18 protein-coding genes and 1 tRNA gene are annotated in these 20001 nt (G+C 51.4%); 5 read left to right on the top strand and 14 right to left on the bottom strand.

From position 1 onward, the window contains the following. Positions 1-95 precede the first annotated feature (95 nt). Entirely contained in the window at positions 96-539 is a 444-nt protein-coding gene (locus tag Q8L79_RS05265) for a Spy/CpxP family protein refolding chaperone (RefSeq protein ID WP_305268615.1), read from the bottom strand. Positions 540-729: 190 nt separating this feature from the next. Here Q8L79_RS05265 and Q8L79_RS05260 point away from each other — a divergent pair, with 190 nt between their 5' ends. Together Q8L79_RS05260 and Q8L79_RS05255 are read left to right on the top strand one after the other, a co-directional pair. Further along, a complete protein-coding gene (locus tag Q8L79_RS05260; RefSeq protein WP_104428110.1) occupies positions 730-1416 on the top strand; it encodes a response regulator transcription factor in 687 nt (228 codons plus the stop codon). A gap of 4 nt (positions 1417-1420) precedes the next feature. Further along, positions 1421-2848 (top strand): ATP-binding protein, encoded by a 1428-nt coding sequence (locus Q8L79_RS05255; protein WP_305268609.1) that lies wholly within the window; start codon positions 1421-1423, stop codon positions 2846-2848. A 143-nt stretch (positions 2849-2991) separates the two neighbouring features. On the opposite strand, the gene Q8L79_RS05250 is transcribed toward Q8L79_RS05255, so the two are convergent. Continuing rightward, the gene (locus Q8L79_RS05250) at positions 2992-3897 is read right to left on the bottom strand and encodes an EF-hand domain-containing protein (protein ID WP_305268607.1); all 906 of its coding nucleotides are present in this window, start codon (positions 3895-3897) and stop codon (positions 2992-2994) included. 369 nt (positions 3898-4266) lie between these two features. Between Q8L79_RS05250 and Q8L79_RS05245 the strand changes: the two genes are divergently transcribed. Then, entirely contained in the window at positions 4267-4779 is a 513-nt protein-coding gene (locus Q8L79_RS05245; RefSeq protein WP_305268605.1) for a lipocalin family protein, read from the top strand. Positions 4780-4936: 157 nt separating this feature from the next. Beyond that, on the top strand, positions 4937-6031 hold the full coding sequence (locus Q8L79_RS05240; protein WP_305268603.1) for a lytic transglycosylase domain-containing protein: 1095 nt from the start codon (positions 4937-4939) through the stop codon (positions 6029-6031). 251 nt (positions 6032-6282) lie between these two features. Here the strand turns inward: Q8L79_RS05240 and Q8L79_RS05235 are convergent, their stop codons facing one another. The 9 genes from Q8L79_RS05235 to greB all read right to left on the bottom strand — a co-directional run bounded on the left by Q8L79_RS05235 (position 6283) and on the right by greB (position 17074). Next, positions 6283-6795 (bottom strand): hypothetical protein, encoded by a 513-nt coding sequence (locus Q8L79_RS05235; protein WP_305268601.1) that lies wholly within the window; start codon positions 6793-6795, stop codon positions 6283-6285. Between the two features lie 485 nt (positions 6796-7280). Beyond that, positions 7281-10451: a type I restriction endonuclease subunit R gene (locus Q8L79_RS05230; RefSeq protein ID WP_305268599.1), complete on the bottom strand. Its 3171-nt coding sequence runs from the start codon at positions 10449-10451 to the stop codon at positions 7281-7283. Next, entirely contained in the window at positions 10448-11956 is a 1509-nt protein-coding gene (locus tag Q8L79_RS05225; RefSeq protein ID WP_305268596.1) for an RNA-binding domain-containing protein, read from the bottom strand. The genes Q8L79_RS05230 and Q8L79_RS05225 overlap by 4 nt, the downstream gene beginning before the upstream one ends. Further along, a complete protein-coding gene (locus Q8L79_RS05220) occupies positions 11953-13287 on the bottom strand; it encodes a restriction endonuclease subunit S (RefSeq protein ID WP_305268595.1) in 1335 nt (444 codons plus the stop codon). Before Q8L79_RS05220 ends, Q8L79_RS05225 begins: the two co-directional genes overlap by 4 nt. Next, positions 13284-13700 carry a hypothetical protein gene (locus Q8L79_RS05215; protein WP_305268593.1) on the bottom strand — a complete coding sequence of 139 codons (417 nt, stop codon included), beginning with the start codon at positions 13698-13700 and terminating at the stop codon, positions 13284-13286. Before Q8L79_RS05215 ends, Q8L79_RS05220 begins: the two co-directional genes overlap by 4 nt. Beyond that, positions 13693-14229 carry a transposase gene (locus Q8L79_RS05210; RefSeq protein WP_305268591.1) on the bottom strand — a complete coding sequence of 179 codons (537 nt, stop codon included), beginning with the start codon at positions 14227-14229 and terminating at the stop codon, positions 13693-13695. Before Q8L79_RS05210 ends, Q8L79_RS05215 begins: the two co-directional genes overlap by 8 nt. Before the next feature lie 60 nt (positions 14230-14289). Next, positions 14290-15900, bottom strand: a complete 1611-nt coding sequence (locus tag Q8L79_RS05205) for a class I SAM-dependent DNA methyltransferase (protein ID WP_305268589.1) — start codon at positions 15898-15900, stop codon at positions 14290-14292. Between the two features lie 460 nt (positions 15901-16360). Beyond that, positions 16361-16450 (bottom strand) — tRNA-Ser (locus Q8L79_RS05200). Positions 16451-16573: 123 nt separating this feature from the next. Then, a complete protein-coding gene (gene greB / locus Q8L79_RS05195) occupies positions 16574-17074 on the bottom strand; it encodes a transcription elongation factor GreB (RefSeq protein ID WP_305268587.1) in 501 nt (166 codons plus the stop codon). A gap of 104 nt (positions 17075-17178) precedes the next feature. Between greB and Q8L79_RS05190 the strand changes: the two genes are divergently transcribed. Beyond that, on the top strand, positions 17179-17658 hold the full coding sequence (locus Q8L79_RS05190; protein WP_305268585.1) for a peptidylprolyl isomerase: 480 nt from the start codon (positions 17179-17181) through the stop codon (positions 17656-17658). A gap of 8 nt (positions 17659-17666) precedes the next feature. Here Q8L79_RS05190 and Q8L79_RS05185 read toward each other — a convergent pair whose 3' ends face one another. Genes Q8L79_RS05185 through nagZ form a run of 3 tightly spaced genes read right to left on the bottom strand, consistent with a single transcriptional unit; the run spans position 17667 to position 19953 of the window. Beyond that, positions 17667-18395 (bottom strand): S-methyl-5'-thioinosine phosphorylase, encoded by a 729-nt coding sequence (locus Q8L79_RS05185; protein ID WP_305268583.1) that lies wholly within the window; start codon positions 18393-18395, stop codon positions 17667-17669. Positions 18396-18400: 5 nt separating this feature from the next. Beyond that, positions 18401-18940, bottom strand: coding sequence for a hypoxanthine-guanine phosphoribosyltransferase (locus tag Q8L79_RS05180; protein ID WP_305268581.1), 540 nt, complete (start codon positions 18938-18940; stop codon positions 18401-18403). Between the two features lie 2 nt (positions 18941-18942). Beyond that, a complete protein-coding gene (nagZ, locus tag Q8L79_RS05175; protein ID WP_305268579.1) occupies positions 18943-19953 on the bottom strand; it encodes a beta-N-acetylhexosaminidase in 1011 nt (336 codons plus the stop codon). Positions 19954-20001: the final 48 nt, after the last annotated feature.

The raw sequence follows: 20001 nt of genomic DNA, 5'->3' as shown, positions 1-20001 counted from the left end.
CGACGAGAACTGGAGCTTGGGAACCGGAAAACAGGGTTTTCGGTCTTGAGAATTGCGCCCAGCCAATAACCGGGCGCACAATGCAGCGCTATGGATTAATCTTCGAAATGAGCCATTTTGCTTTGCAATTTCTCTTGTTGCTCCTTGGTTAACAGTTTGAAAATGGCATTGTCCAGTCTGGCTTTCTGTAATGCCGTTTCTTTGTGAATGGCGTCCGCCTGGTCAAGCAGCGCCTGGATTTTGTCATCACTGTAGTCGTTGGAAAAGCTTAGCTGATGAATCTCCTTGCCAATGCTTATTGCATTTTTCAGCTTGGCATCGAGTTCGGCGCGATGGGCTTTGACCAGCGCTTTGATTTCACTTTGTTGTGTTTCGCCCAGATCGAGTTGATGTAAAAAGCCCGGCAAGTGCGCTTCATCATGCCCGGATCGATGATGTTTGGATGGCGGCATGCCTCCGAAAGGAGGTTCGCCGGGCATTTGCGGGTTAGCTAAGGCTATCGCCGGTAATAAGGGCAGAATCAACAGCAGTTTGCGCATAAAAAAATCTCCGTGTATTTAATAAAAGAGGCGACGGAACAGGGTTGATTCCGTCGTGTTCAGTATCACTCCAATGCAGGTAAAGCGCTGTTATTGAAATGTAAATTCAGGTAAATCCAGTGGGCGGAGTGTGGCGGTTGTCACGGTGTGAAGTTATGATGCCGTTAACAAAATAATTAAGGTGGCGAGCGTGACGAAAATTTTAATCATCGACGATGATGTGGAACTGGCAGGGCTGTTCAAGGATTATCTGGAACAGGATGGCTTCGCGGTCGAAGTGACCCATCAGGGCGAGCCGGGGCGGCGGCTGGCTTTGTCGGGCGACTACCAGCTGGTGATTCTCGACATTATGTTACCGGATATAAAAGGCACCGAGGTCTTAATGCGCATCCGTATGGAAAGCCGTATTCCGGTGCTGATGTTTACAGCCAGAGGCGATGATGTCGACCGGATTATCGGATTGGAATCAGGAGCGGACGATTATGTGCCCAAGCCCTGCACGCCAAGGGAGCTGGCGGCGCGTATCCGCGCGATTTTACGCCGGACCCAGCCTGTAAGCGATGCCATCGGCAACGGGCCGATTGTTGCCGGCCCTTTGAGAATTTGGGGCGAAAAACGCAAGGCGTCATGGTTCGATCAGGATATGGATCTGACCAGTACCGAGTTTAATTTGCTGGAAACGCTGGCGATGAATGTCGGCCGTATCGTCACCAAAAACGAATTGTCGGAAAAAGCGCTCGGACGGCCTTTGGCGCGTTTCGATAGAAGTATCGATGTGCATATGAGCAGCATTCGCCAGAAACTGGGCTGTCAAAGCGACGGGCGCTCTTATATTCAGACAGTGCGCGGTCAGGGTTACCAATTGGTGAAGGAGTAAGGGCATGGGGCGTTTGTTCTGGAAGTTTTTCCTTACCTTCTGGCTGGCTTTGCTGGTGGCCGGTATCGGTGTCGGCACGGCGGTCTGGTTAAGGCATAACGCGTGGCAGGGAACTGAAACGGTCAAGCATACGATTGATGTCAGGCACGCGGCATCGTTTGTCGCTGTCGCGGATAATGCTATCCGGCATGGCGGAGTTGCTGGGTTGCGCAACTTTCTTGAGGCCATGCGTGATGCTCCTTTTCCGCCGGTTTATGCGGTTGACGATCAAGACCGGGAACTTCTACAGCGTAGCGTCGCGCCCGAGGTTTTGCAGCAGGCGCGGACACTATTCTTGCAGGCCGCCTATCCTGAGGCGATTCGTAGGGTGTCGACAGAGGATGGACATCGTTATTTGCTGTTTGTGCCGCTGCCGGAACACGGTTTTGCCGATCGTCCGCCGCGCATGCCGGGTGAAGAAGCGGATGCCGGTTTTGCTCCGCCGCCTCCTGAGGGTTATTTTTCGCGTCCTCCCCGGTCGCCGCGCGAGCCGCCATCGCCGCTGTTGCCGATTCTGGCCGGTACTTTTGCCAGTCTGATATTCAGTGCGGCGCTGGCCTGGTATTTTGCCAAGCCGATTCGCAGTTTGCGCAACGCTTTTACCGCGCTAGCGCAAGGCGATCTGGATACCCGGGTCGGTTCATCAATGGGAAAGCGTCGCGATGAATTATCCGATCTGGGGCAAAACTTCGATCACATGGCCGGACAGATTCATAATTTGGTGCATGCCCAGCAACGCTTGCTGCACGATGTCTCCCATGAATTGCGTTCGCCGCTGGCGCGGATACAGGCCGCTATCGGTCTGGCCCAGCAACAACCGGAAAAGATTATGGCGATGATGGAACGTATTGAACGGGAATCGCAACGCATCAGCGACCTGGTCGGCGAATTATTGGTGCTGTCCCGTTTGGAAGCCGGTGTTTCCGGCAGCGAAAGCCATGATTTCGACATCGGCGGTTTGCTGGACGATATTGTCGAAAATGCCCGTTTTGAAGCCGAGCAGTATGGGGTTGTTATTCGCTATGACGGCATTGAAGAAACGGTGGTCAAAGGCCGTAGCGAATTGCTGCATCGCGCGATTGAAAACGTATTGCGTAATGCGTTGCAGCATTGCAAAAAAGGCGGTGAGGTGGCGGTTATAGTTCGTTTCGATACCGGTAAACGCCGCTTACAGGTGGCGGTCTATGACCAGGGGCCGGGCGTTGCCGAGAGCGATTTGTCGGCGATTTTCGAACCGTTTTTCCGTAGCGGCGATCGAGGCAAAGCCGACAGTATAGGTCTGGGATTAGCCATCGCCTATCGTGCGATAGAGGCCCATGCCGGGCGCATACAAGCTAGCAATCGCCCGCAAGGCGGGTTGCGTATTGAAATAAATATTCCTTTTACCGAGTAAATGTTTCAGCGCGACGATGTCGGGCAGAGGGGAGCGATACTTTGTAAGTCACATAAAAACACCACGAAGAGCACGAAGAAAAATATAAAACTTCGTGCTCTTCGTGTCTTCGTGGTGAAAATTACCTAACGGCAGAGCTTGAATTAAGCGGAGGTCGAAAAGCCGCTGCTTTCCGCTGTCTGATCGAAGCCGTAAGATTTCAGCAATTGCACCATCTGTTTCATGAACTGCGCATCGGCGTTTGAGGCAGAAGACGTTGATGACGTATCGGTACTGCTGCCGGTGCCGGACGCGTTTTTCGAATCCTCAAAAGTCCTCGCTTCGCTACCGCTCACCTTGCCGTCGCCGTTAATGTCGGCAGCATCGAAATTGGCTGCTACATCGCTCATTACCTTGGATCTTTCGCTGCCTGTCGAATTCAGGTCTTTTGACATTGAGGTCAGTTGATCTTTGGTAAAGCCTTGACCGCCTTGGCCGCCCTCTTGCGGCGGCGGGGGCGGCATGCCGCCTGCCAACATTTGCATTAACTGCGCATCGGCGCTTGACGTCGATGACGTATCGGATGAGGCTTGCGATGCCGCATAGGCCTGCGCCTCTTTAGCGCTCACCGTGCCGTCCTCGTTGGCGTCTGCCAGATCGATGTCTTGGCTGGAATTGGAGCTGTCTGACGAACTTGATTTTTGAGCGCCTTGAGCGCCGCCGGGAGGTGGCGGTGGAGGCATGTCGCCCTGCATGCGCATTCTCGGGGATTGTCCATCCAGTTCCGATGCTATTTTTTGTATCGTCGCCGACATTTCCTCTTTGGTAACCTTGCCGTTGCCATCGCTATCCATTTTGGAGAACATGTCATCAGCGGAAGTGGAGCTGCTTGAGCTATCCGATTGCGACATGTTGCCAAGCGCGGTTTGCAAATCGCTTTTTTCAATATAGCCTTTCCCCGCGGTATCCAGTTTCGAAAATAAATCTTCGGCCATTTTCGCTGGATCGGGGCGCTTCATTGCGCCTGACATCATTGCCGAACTGCTGCTGTTTATACTGCTAATACTCATGATTTTATCCTCATCTTGGTTATCATTGTTGGATGGCCGGTTGGCCGTCCGTATTGCCGTTCTTGCAAGGCAGCGTCTAACTGACTTAACGGAACTACATAAGTTCTTGAGCAATATAGCGGCCAGCAAGGGAGTCGGAACAGGCTCGTAAAGGTAAAGTTAAGTTAAAGAATGTTAAGGCTTTTCGGCCAATGTTAAATTGATGGCGTATCCCGAAAGAATGGTCTGGAAAAAACCGTGCAGTTTGTTACCAACCGGCAAATGATTGCCGTTGTTGCCGACGGATGAATGGCTTTAAGTTGATTGTCGGAGGTTTGGCGGTTACAGTTAGCCGACTGATTTATAAAACACTTTTAAAAGGGATTGCGCATGAAAGCATTATGTATGCTGATTTTTGCCTTATTGACAAGCTGCACCGGCATTCCCGAAGGGGTTACGGCGGTTGACGGTTTTGAAGTTAACCGCTATCTGGGCACCTGGTACGAAATCGCGCGGCTCGATCATCGATTCGAGCGGGGCTTGGAGAATATTTCTGCAACCTATACCTTGCGTGAAGATGGCGGTGTTGATGTGCTGAACAAGGGCTGGGACACGAAGGCCGGTGAATGGCAGCAGGCGCAAGGCAAGGCCTATTTTGTCGAGCAGGCGGATAAAGGCAGACTGAAAGTGTCTTTTTTCGGGCCGTTTTATGGCGGCTATAATATTATCGAGCTGGATAAAAAGGATTACGCTTATTCGATGGTAACCGGGCCGGATCGCTCTTATTTCTGGATATTATCCCGAACCAAACAACTGCCGGAGGCGACTTTGCAAGCATTGATCGATCGCGCCAAGGCATTGGGTTTTGCTACCGACAAGCTTATTTTTGTCAAGCATGACTAGCTTTTCGGTCTACGGATTACGGTCGTTCAAACTATAATCTTGTGACTTCAATCCTTACCGAACTTATGCGCCACAATACCTTGCCGAAACTGGATAATTTGTTTGGTCGCACCAGTTCCCTACCGGTCGCGACACTTCCACCATCCATGGCAGTCGTATGAATAAACCGGCAGAACCTCGCAAACGGGCCAGTGTCAAACTGGAGACGGCTGTAAAACCTAAACCCCGAACGCCACGGAAAACATCGAAAAAGACATTGCCCAAACCGCCGGTTGCCAGTTTTAAACATAGACTGTTGATGATCGGTCTTGAAGTGCTGGGGTTGGCAATAACTGCGGTTTTTGTCGTTATGATTTTGTTGGGCTATTCGGCCGGCTGGTTTTCCGGCACCCGTTTTTTCACCAGCCTATTGCCGTTTGCAATCGGCGTATTGGGATTGATATTGGCGGCGGCCGTGTTGCTGATAGGCTGGTGGAAGCTGCGTAAATGGTTGCAGGACAGGGCGGCGATATTATCCCCGATTCTGGCTATCAGCTTTGCGCTGGTCATCGGCTGGTTTGTGATGCAAAACCATTTTGCCCAAGCGTTCGGACACTTTCGCATGCTGGTCGGAGGCAAGCAGGAAGCCAGCCGGGTTACGCTGGCTCATCAGGTCTACGCCGCCTACCGGCGTTATGATCCGACGCAATTGCTACAGATGGTTAACCGGGCAGAGACCTATAATCCGGCTATTGTTGAAGCGGCCAAGGTGTTCGATATTGATCCCAATCTTCTGCAAGGCATCGCCGCGACGGAATCCTCCTTTTTGCCCAGAGACAGCCGGGATGGTGGGCATGGTCTGTTTCAAATTACCCAGGTACCGAAAGCGGTCATGGCGCAGGCCGGCAAACAGCTGGCGGTAAACAAGCCTTCATTGCTTGATCCACGGCACAATGCCTTTATCGCCGCCGCTACATTAAAATACTATCTGACCGAGATGCACAACGATCTGTTTTTGGGTCTGCTGGCCTATAACATCGGTCTTGCCAATGGCGGCCTTCGCTTTATCATGCAACAGTACGGAGCGACCGATTTTGTCACCATACAGCCTTATTTGCAGCAATTGCCCCGCGATTATCCGATTCGTGTTTTATCGCATGCGCTCGCTTTCCGGCTCTGGAAAATAGAAGGAAGATTGCCGGTTTATGAAGAAGGCGACAATGCTATGCGTATCCAGCGCATTGGCATACCTGGACTGCAAGCGGAGCTTTAGTCAGGTAATGCGTAACAGGCGGGCGACAAACAGGGACAATGGACAGTTGCCCTAATAAACAACAACCATATGTTATTTAAACACTTTATGGTTAAGAAAAAGGAGCTTTTGTAGGGCTCATTCCATTAACGAAGTATTCAATTTATCTTGTTATGGAATCGGTGGATTTCGTGGGCGTGGAAATAACCGGGGTCAGAGTAAAGGTTTACTCTGGCCTTTCCGGTTTTATTGTTGTGAAGTTGATAACTGTATTATTTACGGCTGCCGGCTGCGGTATCGGGCGTGTCCATAATACGGTTTAGCAGGTTGGTCTGTTGTGATACTCTATCGGCTTGAGTTAAATCGATCATACCTTTAAGATCTGAAAAACGTTTCTCAGCTTCTTTTAATTCTTCTGTTGCCTTAATCAAATCACCTTGTTGTACAGCTGTTCGAGCTTTTTTCAAATAATCATTAGCACGGTTACGATTACGGTCAAGTTTATCGTTAGCATTGATTTCTTTACTTAATTTTAGTGCATCTTTGATATTGTTTATAATGACATCGTCACCGGCTTTGCCAGTGTCTGCCGCGCCCCCGCTGTTTCTTACCTGAATAGCGTTCAATGCTTCAGTAACTTGACCTAAAGTAGCATTGATTCCTTCAATTGGAGTCATTCTATTATACATACATGCCATGCCCAAACAGGTATCGGCAGTAGCGGAAAAAGATCCTAAAGAAAGTGCCAATGTAGTAGCTACGACAGCGCTTTTTAATAATTTCATGTAATGTAAACCTCGTTGTAGTTATTATTATTAGGTCTGTAACTGCCTAGATATTAAGCATATTTAATTAGTTACATGACAATGTGAACTTTATCATAACTCTTGTGAATATTAAATGAATTAACTCGGCTCCAGAAATTTAGGGCATCTCAGGTAGACTCTCTTCCCGATTTCGTGGGGTAGCAATTACATGTAGTTGCAAAAGAGCGAGGAAGTTTTGTCAGCTGTTAATCACTGTCTTATTGTTTCTAATGCGTTCGTTATTTTTATTGACGGCGCAAACAGTACTAAATAGTGGAGAAAATTGAAAGATGTCTTGTACAACTATCAATACAGCGGCCCGGTTAAGCCGATTTTCTAACAACCAACGCATTCCGCATCCTAAGCAGGTCAGTCATACAAGACCCAAGGTCCCGTAAAGGTACGAAGATGGATGAACTCCGTCCGAAGTCACCTCGCAATTACTTTCGACACTAAATGATAACTTAAGCCCACTCTGCACTCAAACTTTCTGCCTGCTCCAGCACCAGTTGCACAGCCTCTTCCTGTTTGTTAGGTGGGTATTTATATTTACGCAATATCCGCTTTACCATCAATCTCAAGCTGGCACGGACGCTTTCACGAACAGCCCAATCTACACTGGTGCTTTTGCGTAAATTTTCCGCCAGCTCATGGGCGATTTTCTTCAGGGTTTCATCACCCAGTTCGCGCACAGAATCTTCGTTGTTCGCCAGCGCATCGTAGAAGGCTAGTTCGTCACTGTTGAGACCAAGATCGGTTCCGCGGTTTACTGCCTCCTTGAATTTTTTTGCCATCTGGATCAGCTCTTCCATCACCTGTGCGGTTTCGATAGAACGGTTCTGATAACGCTTGATGACGTTGGCGAGCAGTTCTGAGAATTTATTCTGCTGCACGACATTGCTGGCAAAGCGGGTTTTGATTTCGCCTTCCAGCAAGCGCTCCAGCAATTCCACGGCGAGGTTGCGCTCCGGCAGGTTACGCACGTCGTTCAGGAAGTCTTCGTCCAGGATGCCGATATTCGGTTTATCCAGCCCCACGGCATTGAAGATGTCGACGACTTCTTCGGATACCACCGCCGAGCCGATGATCTGGCGGATGGCGAGTTCGCGCTCTTCATTGGTTTTCTTTTTGCCGCTGATTTCTTTCTTCGTCAGCAACACTTTGACCGCCTGAAAGAAGGCGACTTCTTCACGCACGGCCTTGGCTTCGTCCAGCGTGCAGCAAAGAGTAAAGGCTTTGGACATCGCCAGGGCAGTATCGCCAAAGCGTTTCTTGCCATCCTTGATGCCAAGAACATGGTTGGCAGTTTTCGCCAGCATGCTATGGCCACCCGTCAGGAATCCGCTGTAATCAAATTCGTGCAGCATGGCCCGTAATATATCGAGCTTTTCTTCCAGCACGGCATAGGCTTCATGAGAATCGACGGTCGGGCGTCCGCGTCCTTTACTGGCGGTGTATTCCTTTAATGCGTGTTGCAGGTCATTGGCGATGCCGATGTAATCAACCACCAAGCCGCCCTGTTTGTCGCGGAACACGCGGTTGACTCGCGCAATGGCTTGCATCAGGTTGTGACCCTTCATCGGCTTGTCCACATACATCGTATGCACACAAGGCGCGTCAAAGCCGGTCAGCCACATATCGCGCACGATCACCAGACGTATTGGATCTTCGGGGTCTTTGAAGCGCTTTTCCAGACGCTTTTTGACTTGCTTGGAATAGATATGCGGTCGCAGCAGTGGCTTGTCGCTGGCGGAGCCGGTCATCACCACCTTGATCACACCCTTTTCCGGGTCTTCATCGTGCCAGTCGGGGCGTAGCGCGATGATGGCGTTGTACAGGTGCGCGCAGATTTCGCGGCTCATTGCCACCACCATGGCCTTGCCGGATTGTGCCTTGCTGCGTTCCTCGAAGTGAGCGACCAGATCTGCGGCCACTTGCCGGATGCGGGGTTCTGCACCAACGACGCTTTCCAGCGCCGCCCAGCGACTCTTCAGCCGGGCTTGCTGGTCTTCTTCCTCGTCTTCCGCCAGTTCATCGACTTCGGCGTCGATGTCTGGCAATGACTCTTCCTTCAGACCCAGCTTGGCCAGCCGTGACTCAAAATAAATCGCCACTGTCGCGCCGTCTTCGCGGGCCTGCTGCATGTCGTAAATGTGGATGTAATCGCCGAACACAGAACGGGTATCGCGGTCTTCGGAGGATACGGGCGTGCCTGTAAAAGCGACGAAGGTGGCATTCGGCAGTGCATCACGTAAATGTTGGGCGTAACCGACCTGATAGCGCGTTAAATAGCTGGCCGGCTCTTCGGCAGCCATCAAAACGTCGTCATTCCTGTTAAGTTTGCCCCCGAAAGCTTCTATCGGGGAGTGGGTACGACGGACAGTTTTGAGTTTTGCCTCAAAACCGTACTGGGTGCGGTGCGCTTCATCGGCAATCACCACGATATTGTGACGATCCGACAGCACAGGGAAGCTGTCTTCATCCTCGCCGGGCATGAACTTCTGGATCGTCGCAAACACGATGCCGCCGGAAGGACGATTGGCCAGCTTGGCGCGTAAATCCTGACGGGTTTCGCCCTGTACCGGCTGCTCGCGCAATAAATCCTGCGACAGCGAAAACACGCCAAACAATTGCCCATCCAGATCATTGCGGTCGGTAATCACCACGATGGTCGGGTTTTCCATCGCCACTTCCCGCATCACGCGGGCGGCAAAGCAGGTCATGGTGATGCTCTTGCCGGAGCCTTGCGTATGCCAGACCACGCCGCCCTTGTGACTGCCGCCGGGGCGTGATGCGGCTACCACCTGCGTGATGGCCGAACGCACCGCATGGAACTGGTGATAACCGGCGATCTTCTTGACCAGCGTGCCGTCATCTTCAAACAGCACAAAAAAGCGCAAAAAACCCAGCAGATAAGCCGGAGCCAACACACCGCGCACCAGTGTTTCCAGTTCGTTAAACTGACCGAGCGGATCAAGCTCCACGCCATCAATCGTGCGCCATGCCATAAAACGCTCTTTGTCGGCAGAAAGCGACCCCATCAGCGCTTCGGTGCCGTCCGAAATCACCAGCACTTCGTTGTACTGGAACACATCTGGAATCTGCTCTTTGTAAGTGTCAATCTGGTCGTAGGCCTTCCAGATATCGGCAGTGAGGTCGACAGGGTTCTTCAGCTCCAGCAGCACCAGCGGCAAGCCATTGATGAACAGGATGATATCGGGGCGGCGGGTATATTTTGGGCCCTTGATCGAGAACTGATTAATCGCCAGCCATTCATTGGCAGCAACATCCTCAAAATCGATCAGGCGCACAAAATCGCCGCGTGTTTCAGCCTGTTTTTGATATTCCACCGGCACACCGTTGACCAGCAAGCGGTGAAAGTGTCGATTGGCCGCCAGCAGCACCGGCGTATCCAGATTCAAGACCTGCTGCAAGGCATCTTCGCGGGCGACCAGCGGAACCAGAGGATTGAGCCGATTGATCGCATTACGCAAGCGTTCGACCAAAACCACCTGGATATAATTGCTGCGCTCGGGCGCACTGCCGTCCACCGCAATCTCGGGGCCATAGACAGCCGTGTAGCCGACATCGGCCAGCCAGCTTAGGGTTTCTTGTTCCAGTTGATCTTCGGTCATGGTTTTTGTTCCAATACTTGCCAGTGGCCACCCTTCGCCGAACCAATACGCGCCAAGCGCCCTTGTTGCTTAAGTTTCTCAATTTGCTTCAAAACAGCGCGTTTGCTGATACCTAGCGCATCGCCCAATTGCTGAGTCGAACATTGCGGGTTTTCACGAAGTTGTTGAAGAATTTTTTCCCCGGTTTTTGGTGAGCCTATCGGTGAACCTATCGGTGAACTTATCGGTGAACTTTCGATGGAATCCGTTAGAGAGGGCTGCACCCAATCCATCTCGAGCAGGGTCTGATCAAATGGTTCGCACGAATCAAACAAGCGCATAATGTTTCCTGCTGTCTCCCAGCCTGCGCGAATTTTCGGCAGACCAGAGCCCGCCCTTTCCCCCAAGTTGATGAACAGAAACATCTGGTGCAGTGTGCGATTACGACAGTCGCTGGCTCCGCCGTGCAAAGCTTGCTCTACGGGAACCCGCATCATGCCGGGATTGCGAAAAACGAATCCCGCCGGTTGTTTCACCACCAGTACTGAGGCACGATCTGAATAGTCCGCATGGATCAGGGTATTTACCAAGGCTTCGCGCAGCGCCTGATGCACCGGCGTGTCATCAATCCGGGTATCGCCTTTCAAGACAAAGGGTACCTTCAGGTCGGCGGTCAGCTTGCGAATCACGCGACGAAAAAAATCAAACAAATTGCCGGACCAGGAACCGTCGGGGACCACGCGATCCAGCCAACGGGTTTGAGAATCCTGGTCGGCAGGCCGTTCCTGATAATCGAGAAAATACAGCGGAAACGCCTCTACGATGGATGGCCAATGCCCAAACATCAACAGCCCCGCTGCCGTCAGCCCAGTTTCGCCGGAGGTTCGATGCTCGCGCCAACCGCCGATCAGCCGCAGAAAATCAATATCGGTTACATCGATCCACGGATGCCCGGGGCGATGCACAGCAAAAGCATTGCGATAGGCATGCAGGCTTTCTATATCCAGGTCCTGCAAGCCAAATTTGTTGAGGATGCGCGTGTCGTGACTGTCTTCCAGTTGCTCGGCCAGCATGCGCTTGACGGTTTCGTCGTCGCAAGAACGGTCGCCTTCATGCAGGCGGCGATAGGTATTGCCCAGGGGCTGGCCGTTGAGATACACCGGCTTTTGTTTGCGCGTCGCTGCAGGTATACGGATCATTAACACCGTTTTTCCTTCCATCGTTACTGCCGTCACATCCTTATCCGTCAGCAAATTCATGCTGACCTTGGCGCGATTGTTCAGGGTATTGAACAAATCGGTACGGATTTTCTCGACATTGGCAATGCCGGCGACACTGAATACACCGGCCTTTTCGCGCACACCCAGCAGCACCACGCCACCGTGCATGTTGGCCATCGCCGAATAAGTCGACCAGAAATCTTTCGGCACTTCACCCTTGCCGTCCTGGCCTTGCGCCAGTTTGCATTCCAGGTCGACCGATTCTGCCAGCAGCGACAGGTCTTCCAAATGATACGGGTCTATCATGCGATGGTTTCCTCAAGCAATGTTTTGGCTTCGGGCAAGCGCAGCTGACCGGAGATCAGGCGGGGGAGCAAGGTGTCGCGGAGGGTGGTTAGGGTTTGGGCTTGTTTTTCGTTTTCTGTCAAGCGAGTAAAAATTGGATTTGCGACGTCTAAAAAATTATCTAACAGATCCACAGGCGGAACCTGCACAGGTATTGGCCGAAAGGCTTTTTTGCTTATCTCCATAAAAGTCGATCCATTAGCGCGGCTCTTGATTACTTCCATGTTTTGCTTGCACCAAAAATACATATAAAGCGGCGGTAACTGACTGCTTGGCAAAATAGCGATGTAGCCTTGATTGATCGCTAGTGGTATTTGAGCAATAGCGAGATAGCCAATTGGTGCACGAGAAGAGAGCAATAAAGTGCCAATTGGTAGTAATCCTGAACTTACTTTTAACACACCTTTTGCTGACAATAACCGCTCAGTTTTCAAAAGTACTGGCGATTGCAAACCAGATAAATCTCTAGGAGTGGTCCAAGCAAATTCAGCTGGCTCCCAATATTCCGTCTCTTTTGTATTCGGGGTGCCACCACCTACGATTTCCACGACATCACCAACAGGCGCAACCCGCCAGCCACTCGGCACCAACCCCAGTTCCGATTCCTCGAAGCTGTCGGGGAAGAGCGCGGCGGCTTCGGCATCCATGCCTTCCGGCTCGCGACCTTGTTGTTTGGCGCGCACGGGGTCGAAGTCCACGAACCAGGATTTGAACAGGGCCTGCGCGATGGCTTCGAGGGTGGTGTTAGTTTTGCGTAGTAGTGCGATGCGGTCATCAATTGGTTTTAATACAGCTACAACTAATTGCTGCACATCAGTACTTGGTATCGTCGCCGTAATTTTTCGCTGATCCCTCAGACTGACATAATCAGCCATATCAGTCTGGCCCTTCAAATAGCCAAGCTGATTTAAAAATTCTTGGCTGTTCATCCAGTAATAGAGATATTCTGGCAATAACTTTTTTTGATCCAAAGAGCGCCAAAAACATAGCTGCGGCGAATAAACGAATCGGGGGGTATTTGCACCGACCAAAGCAAACCGGCCTACGGTGCCTTTCGATGTAAACACCACATCACCTGGTTTGCTGATTTTATTTCCTACTTTTGCTAGATCAGCTTCGGGAAAAAAATCAGGATCGTTAAATTTAAATCCATCGTTGATATTTGCAGCTCGCGCAAACGGGATACCGGTGGAGGAAAGCTCACTGTTTTTTGCGCGATAGCCATCCCCAATTTCCAAGAATTTCTTACTAATTAATTGTTCAACTTGGTAAGTGGCAGCCTCAAAACTCATACCCCAAGCCTCCCAACTTCTGGCGTATCAGTTGATCCAGTTTCGCGCCTTTCGCCATTTGCTCGCCCAGCGTTTCGGTCAGCCCCGTAGGTCGGGTTAGCCTCGTAGGTCGGGTTAGCGTAGCGTAACCCGACATGTTCGTCGGGGGCTTGTCGGGTTACGCTACCGCTAACCCGACCTACATTGCCATTATGTTTATTCATGTCCAATGCCTTCAAAATTGATGATGTTTTGACCCCAATCGGGCGGAAGAATACCGGCTTCGACATAATGCTGGAAACCGGAATAGCCTCGTAGGTCGGGTTAGCGCAGCGTAACCCGACATTTTCGGTCTTTGGTGCATCGGGGGCTTGTCGGGTTACGCTATCGCTAACCCGACCTACGGTTTGTGATTTGTTGTGGGGTTTATTCATGACCTATGCCTGCAAAATTAATGGCGTTTTTGCCCCAATCGGGCGGAAAAATACCGGCTTCGACATAACGCTGGAAACTGGAATACGGCCATTCTATGGGCGATGATGCTAATCCATGTTTGACCGGGTTGTAATGTATGTAATCGACGTGACGTTCGAAATCGCTTTCGTCACGAAGCAAATGCTCCCAATAACGGTGTTGCCAAATGGCCTGCTCGCCTCGCGCTTGGCGGGATGCGTTACGCATGCTGTGTAAGGCCGGGTCGCAATGCTTGGTAAACCAGGTTTTGATTAATCGCCAACGGGTCGCGAAATCAGCATCGCCGGGCGGTAATGTCCAAATGCAATGTAGGTGATCAGGCATAACCACCATTGCATCGATTTCGAATGGACGCGATTTGCGGACGTTACGAAAGGCGTTGCGCAGGACTTCGACTGCTTCGGGGTTGGAGAAAATGGGTTTTCTTCCTTGCGTCACTAGAGTGAAGAAGAAGGAGCCGCCGGGGGTGAATGCGCGTCTGTATTGCATATGTGAGATTGGTTGTCGGGTTACGCGATAAGGCTGCTAACCCGACCTACGGGGTGTCTGTCAAAACTCATAGCCCAAACCTCCCAACTTCTGGCGTATCAGTTGATCCAGTTCCGCGCCTTTCGCCATTTGCTCACCCAGCGTTTCGGTCAGCTTTTGCATTTTCTCGGCAAAGCCCTCGTCATCGTCTTCAACCGCTTCCGCGCCGACGTAGCGACCCGGGGTGAGGACGTGGCCGTGTTCGGCGATTTCTGCCAGGGTGACGCTGCGGCAGTAGCCGGGGATGTCTTGATAAATCCCCCCTTCGACGGGCTCAGGGCGAACGATTTCTTCATCCGTTCGTGGTGAGCTTGTCGAACCACGCCATGCGGCCACGGTGTTGGCAATCCTTTCGATGACTTCATCGGTAAATTCGCATTGCACGCGGCTGATCATGCTGCCCAGCTTACGGGCGTCGATGAACAGTACTTCGCCTTGTCGAGTGCGCTTTTCTTTGACCAGGAACCACAGGCAGGCCGGAATCTGAGTGTTGAAAAACAGCTGGCCCGGCAGGGCGATCATGACTTCGACCTTGTCGGCATCGACCATCGCGCGGCGGATGTCGCCCTCGCTGTTCTGGCTGGATGACATCGAGCCGTTGGCGAGCACGATACCGGCGCGGCCTGCGGGTTTAAGGTGGTGCAGCATGTGTTGCAGCCAGGCATAGTTGGCGTTGCCTAGCGGCGGCGTGCCGTAAATCCAGCGCGGGTCGCCTTCCAGGCTGCCGTGCCACCAGTCGGAGATATTGAATGGGGGATTAGCGAGCACAAAATCGGCGCGCAGGTCGGGGTGCTGGTCGCGCACGAAGGTGTCGGCGGGTTCTTTGCCCAGATTGAAGTCGATGCCGCGAATGGCGAGGTTCATCGCCGCCAGTCGCCAGGTGGTCGGATTGGCTTCCTGCCCGTAGATGGAGACATCGCCCAACTTGCCGCCGTGGGCTTCGATAAATTTTTCCGATTGTACAAACATGCCGCCCGAGCCGCAGCAGGGGTCATATACCTGGCCGTGATGCGGGGCGAGCACGGCGACCAGGGTTTTAACGATGGAAGCTGGCGTGTAGAACTGTCCGCCGCGTTTGCCTTCGGCGCTGGCGAACTGGCCGAGGAAGTATTCATAAACCTGGCCGAGCAGATCGCGGGCGTGGTTTTTAGCGGTATCAGTCGATTCGCCAAAGCCGATTTGCGAGACCAGATCGACCAGTTCGCCGAGTTTGCCGTCGGGCAGTTGCACGCGGGCATAGCGTTTGTCGAGAATGCCTTTGAGTTTGGGGTTTTCGGCTTCGATCAACGACAGCGCGTCGTCGATGCGCTTGCCGATGTCGGCCTGTTTGGCCTGGGCGCGCAGGCTTTCCCAGCGGGCGGCTTCCGGCACCCAGAACACGTTGACTTCCTTGTAGTAGTCGCGGTCTTCGAGTTCTTCATTGATCAGGTCTTGGTCGGCGTCATCAAGATAGTAATCGTCCTGGCTATCGGCAAACTTGCGCGTGAGTTCGGCGCGGCGGGTCTGGAAGGTGTCGGAGATGTATTTGACGAAAATAAGGCCGAGCACGATATGTTTGTATTCGGCGGCGTCCATGTTGGCGCGCAGTTTGTCGGCGGTGGCCCAGAGTGTTTTCTTGATGTCTTCGATCATGCGTATTTGCTTGAGAAATTTGAATTATTATTAATCTACAACTGAGATAAAGAATTATTTGCTGTTGGTGCGCATCCGTTCCTGTAATTTAGATGCAGATTGGCGGGCATGGTAGCATGAAACGGTGGGGCATTGACGTGGTAAGCACCGTCAGACCAAGGAAATCACACTATATTGTTCTATACCTTTACGACTTATTTGGCATTGGAAGAGGCTATATCGGCCCTCTTCCTTGGATAGGTCTACAATCGAAAAAGTCATAGTTGACTAAGGTTTAGATGGGCTAACAGCAGCTGATAGATACCTACAGCTTACTAAGTGGGGGATCCAGGGAATGTCAACGACATCAGAAGTTGCCGGTGGATTGTCCAAAGAGATTCAATCTAAGCTGCCGCGCAAAGTCGGGCAAACAGGCATAAAAAAACCGATTGTTTTTAAAAAACAATCGGTTTTTTATATATGGCGGAGAAGCAGGGATTCGAACCCTGGGAGGGGATCAACCCTCAACGGTTTTCAAGACCGCCGCTTTCGGCCGCTCAGCCACCTCTCCATACCCGGCGTATTATATAGGGTGTTATATTTATTGCAATATTAATTCTTTAATTTAAACCGGATATGATGGAATCCGAAGCCTGTGTAACGGAATGCATTCTGAACGGGTGCACAATAGGTTTCATCTGTTGCCGTAATTAATATCAACAACTGTGTACCGGGTTTCTTTAAGCTCATTGTTAATGGCGACTTCATCATCAACGGTTTTTTTAAGCAGTGCTCTTGCCAGCGGCGAATCGAGGCTGATGTATTGTTTCTTAGGATTAAGTTCATCAGCTCCGACAATGCGGTAGGTCACTTCTTCGCCCGCTTCATTCTCCAAGGTCACCCAGGCGCTAAAGAAAATCCTGTCCTGATCGTCAGGCGGTTGGGATACGATGTTAAGGTCGGGCAGGCGTTTTTGCAGATAGTGAATGCGCCGGTCGATGCCGCGTAATTCTTTTTTTCGGTAAATGTATTCGGCATTTTCGGAGCGATCGCCTTCCGCTGCCGCCGCTGATAAAGCCTGGGTAACCTCTTTGCGTTTGGTCCACAGGTCCCTCAGTTCAGTTTCCAACGCTTGATAGCCTTCCGGCGTGATGTAAGGGGATGACTTGGGCCCCGGCGGTCTCCAGCGCGACATGATTGATTTCCTGTGGTTGTATGATGGATTGAAATAATTTTTCAGACAAAAGAGCTGCAACTCTTTATCATAGTCGGCTTTTAAATTACGAAAAAGGTTTTATCATGCAAATAGCTGACAATATGGCTGTCTCAATTCACTATACTTTGACTAACGATGAAGGCGAAGTGCTGGATAGTTCAATAGGTGATGATGCCTTGGTTTATCTGCACGGTACGGGAAACATCATTCCCGGGCTGGAAGATGCTTTACAAGGCAAAGTTGTCGGTGACAAATTTAAGGTGCGCATTGCCGCCAAAGATGCTTATGGCGAACAAAATGATGAGATGATTCAGGTGATTTCACGCGCAATGTTTGAAGGCATAGACGAGCTTGAAGTCGGCATGATGTTTCATGCCGATGTCAGTTCCGGTTCCGGCGAAGTCACCATCGTTAAGATCGAGGGCGATGATGTTACCATTGACGGCAATCACTCGCTGGCAGGAATGGCCTTAACTTTTGATGTGGAAGTTGTGGATGTTAGACCGGCGACTAAAGAGGAAGCCGAGCATGGACATATCCATGGCGCGGGCTGTCATCATTAGGCCGTAACCTAATCTAAAAAAGCCTTTAGTAATTCAGCGGTATTCGCCATGCCTTTATGGAGGTGCCGCTCAATTTCTTCCATAGTTATTTCTCCTTCCGATTTTCCTGCGGCCCAATTGGCGACTACGCTGATCGCGGCATAATCCATACCGAGTTCTTTGGCTAACGCGGCTTCCGGCATACCGGTCATGCCGACCAGGTCGCAGCCGTCTCTTTCCATGCGCTGGATTTCTGCGGCGGTTTCCAGGCGCGGACCTTGGGTGCAGCCGTAGGTACCTATCGGGCTGATTTTTATGTTGATTTTGGCAGCGGCGCTAATTAAGCGGGAGCGCAGTTTTTGACTGTACGGACAGGTAAAATCTATGTGAGTAACCGTTTCGTCTTCAAAAAAAGTATGCATGCGTCCATAACTGTAATCGATAATCTGGTCGGGGATGGCGATATGCGCAGGAGCCATTTTGCAGGTAATGCCTCCCACTGCGGCGACGGCGATGATCTGTTCAACACCGAGCTGTTTAAGTCCCCAGATATTGGCCCGGTAGTTTATTTTGTGCGGGGCGATGGTATGCGGATTGCCGTGTCTGGCCAGGAATATAATCTGGCTGTTGTTCAATTCTCCGGTAACAAACTCGGCAGATGGCGAACCGTAAGGCGTGCTCAGTTGTTCGCGTTTGATGATTTTTAAATCGCTAAGCTGGGTCAGGCCGGTGCCGCCAATGATGGCTAATTGAGTCATGATGTTTATTCCTTGCAGGCGTAAATGCCCGGTGAGTTGCGTAAATAGCCTTTGTAGTCCATACCGTAGCCGAACAAATAACGGTTTTCCACTTTCAGTCCGATAAAATCCGCAGTTAATGGTTTTTCATGGCCGAGGATTTTATCCACTAACACGGCGCTGTAGACAGCTGTCGCGCCTTGTTCCCGGCAGTATTCATAGATAGCCTCAAGAGTAATGCCTTCATCGAGAATGTCGTCAACGATAAGCACAGTGCGGTCTTTAAGCGGAGTTTCCGGTTTAACCAGCCATTTGATACTGCCGCCTGAAGTCTGGTTTTGATAACGGCTGGCATGAATAGAGTCAATGGTTAACGGGATGGTTAATCGGGTCAGTAATTTGCCGAAAGTAACGATGCCTCCGTTTATAACGCAGAGTAATAACGGGTTGCGATCGGCAAGCGTGATATTGATTTCCTGAGCCATGTTATCGATGGCGGCTTCAACTTCCTGTTCGCTGTGCAGCAAATCGGCCGTTGCCTGGACGTGTTTGATTTCTTCAAGCATGTTTATAGGGTGTGGTTGATGATGAGGGTTGATAACTGCTGCCATTTTTCGGATTGCATCAGCTGTTCGCGGTGCATTTGCGGTTTGCCTTGCATCCTGCCCAGTCGTTGCTCTCTGATGGGATTCCGGGTTATCGGCAAGGCATCCAGTACCTGCCCGGCGGCCGCCGGGTTGTTGCAGACCAGGATCATGTCGCATCCTGCAAGTTGGGCCAGTCTGGCGCGTTCCGGGAAGTCGCCGACCGATGCCGCGCCTTCCATGCTTAAATCGTCGCTGAACACCGTGCCGTTAAAGTTTAATTCCTTGCGTAATATCTGCTGTATCCAGAACGGCGAGAAACCGGCCGGATTCGGATCTATTTTCGGATAGACCACATGCGCAGGCATAATGCCTTCCAGACCTTCCTCGATCAGTTGTTTAAAGGGCGTCAAGTCTTTTGCCCGGATGCTGTCCAGATCTCTTTCGTCAACCGGCAAGGTCAGGTGCGAGTCCAAAGCCACTGCACCGTGTCCGGGGAAATGCTTGCCGGTTGCGGCCATGCCAGCCTCATTCATGCCCTTCCTGAACAGGCTTGAAAGACGTGTTGCAAGTGCCGGATCGGTTGAAAATGAACGGTTGCCGATGATTTCGCTGACGCCGCAATCAATATCCAACACCGGCGCAAAGCTGAAATCGACACCGACAGCCAGTAATTCGGCGGCCATCAACCAGCCTGCCGGTTCCGCCAATTCAGGGCTTTGTGCGTAGCTTGAGGCAGGTGGCAAGCGCGTGAAACCTTGTTGAAAGCGTTGTACTCTGCCGCCTTCCTGATCGACGGCGATCAGTATGTCGCCATTACGCGCGGCGCGGATACTGTTAATCAGCTCGGTCACTTGTTCGGGATTTTGATAATTACGCGAAAAAAGGATGACCGCCCCTGTATTGGGATGGTTTATTTTTTCTTTTTCGTCTTGGGCCAGGGTTAAGCCGGCAACATCGAGCATTATCGGGCCGATCGGGAGATTAGTTGTCATTGCCTTGTCAGTACTTGGATTGGTTTTAAAATTGATGGGCTTGGCCTT

The sequence above is a fragment of the Methylobacter sp. genome (assembly GCF_030680395.1).
Classification (GTDB): Bacteria; Pseudomonadota; Gammaproteobacteria; order Methylococcales; family Methylomonadaceae; genus Methylobacter_A.
The sequence above is the reverse complement of the archived record's forward strand: the minus strand, read 5'-3'. Positions and strand labels throughout refer to the sequence as shown.

Coding starts and splice junctions, on each gene's coding strand:
- Q8L79_RS05265 (WP_305268615.1), bottom strand. CDS start 539: ATGCGCAAACTGCTGTTGATTCTGCCCTTATTACCGGCGATAGCCTTA.
- Q8L79_RS05255 (WP_305268609.1), top strand. CDS start 1,421: ATGGGGCGTTTGTTCTGGAAGTTTTTCCTTACCTTCTGGCTGGCTTTG.
- Q8L79_RS05250 (WP_305268607.1), bottom strand. CDS start 3,897: ATGAGTATTAGCAGTATAAACAGCAGCAGTTCGGCAATGATGTCAGGC.
- Q8L79_RS05245 (WP_305268605.1), top strand. CDS start 4,267: ATGAAAGCATTATGTATGCTGATTTTTGCCTTATTGACAAGCTGCACC.
- Q8L79_RS05240 (WP_305268603.1), top strand. CDS start 4,937: ATGAATAAACCGGCAGAACCTCGCAAACGGGCCAGTGTCAAACTGGAG.
- Q8L79_RS05235 (WP_305268601.1), bottom strand. CDS start 6,795: ATGAAATTATTAAAAAGCGCTGTCGTAGCTACTACATTGGCACTTTCT.
- Q8L79_RS05230 (WP_305268599.1), bottom strand. CDS start 10,451: ATGACCGAAGATCAACTGGAACAAGAAACCCTAAGCTGGCTGGCCGAT.
- Q8L79_RS05225 (WP_305268596.1), bottom strand. CDS start 11,956: ATGATAGACCCGTATCATTTGGAAGACCTGTCGCTGCTGGCAGAATCG.
- Q8L79_RS05220 (WP_305268595.1), bottom strand. CDS start 13,287: ATGAGTTTTGAGGCTGCCACTTACCAAGTTGAACAATTAATTAGTAAG.
- Q8L79_RS05215 (WP_305268593.1), bottom strand. CDS start 13,700: ATGAATAAACCCCACAACAAATCACAAACCGTAGGTCGGGTTAGCGAT.
- Q8L79_RS05210 (WP_305268591.1), bottom strand. CDS start 14,229: ATGCAATACAGACGCGCATTCACCCCCGGCGGCTCCTTCTTCTTCACT.
- Q8L79_RS05205 (WP_305268589.1), bottom strand. CDS start 15,900: ATGATCGAAGACATCAAGAAAACACTCTGGGCCACCGCCGACAAACTG.
- greB (WP_305268587.1), bottom strand. CDS start 17,074: ATGTCGCGCTGGAGACCGCCGGGGCCCAAGTCATCCCCTTACATCACG.
- Q8L79_RS05190 (WP_305268585.1), top strand. CDS start 17,179: ATGCAAATAGCTGACAATATGGCTGTCTCAATTCACTATACTTTGACT.
- Q8L79_RS05185 (WP_305268583.1), bottom strand. CDS start 18,395: ATGACTCAATTAGCCATCATTGGCGGCACCGGCCTGACCCAGCTTAGC.
- Q8L79_RS05180 (WP_305268581.1), bottom strand. CDS start 18,940: ATGCTTGAAGAAATCAAACACGTCCAGGCAACGGCCGATTTGCTGCAC.
- nagZ (WP_305268579.1), bottom strand. CDS start 19,953: ATGACAACTAATCTCCCGATCGGCCCGATAATGCTCGATGTTGCCGGC.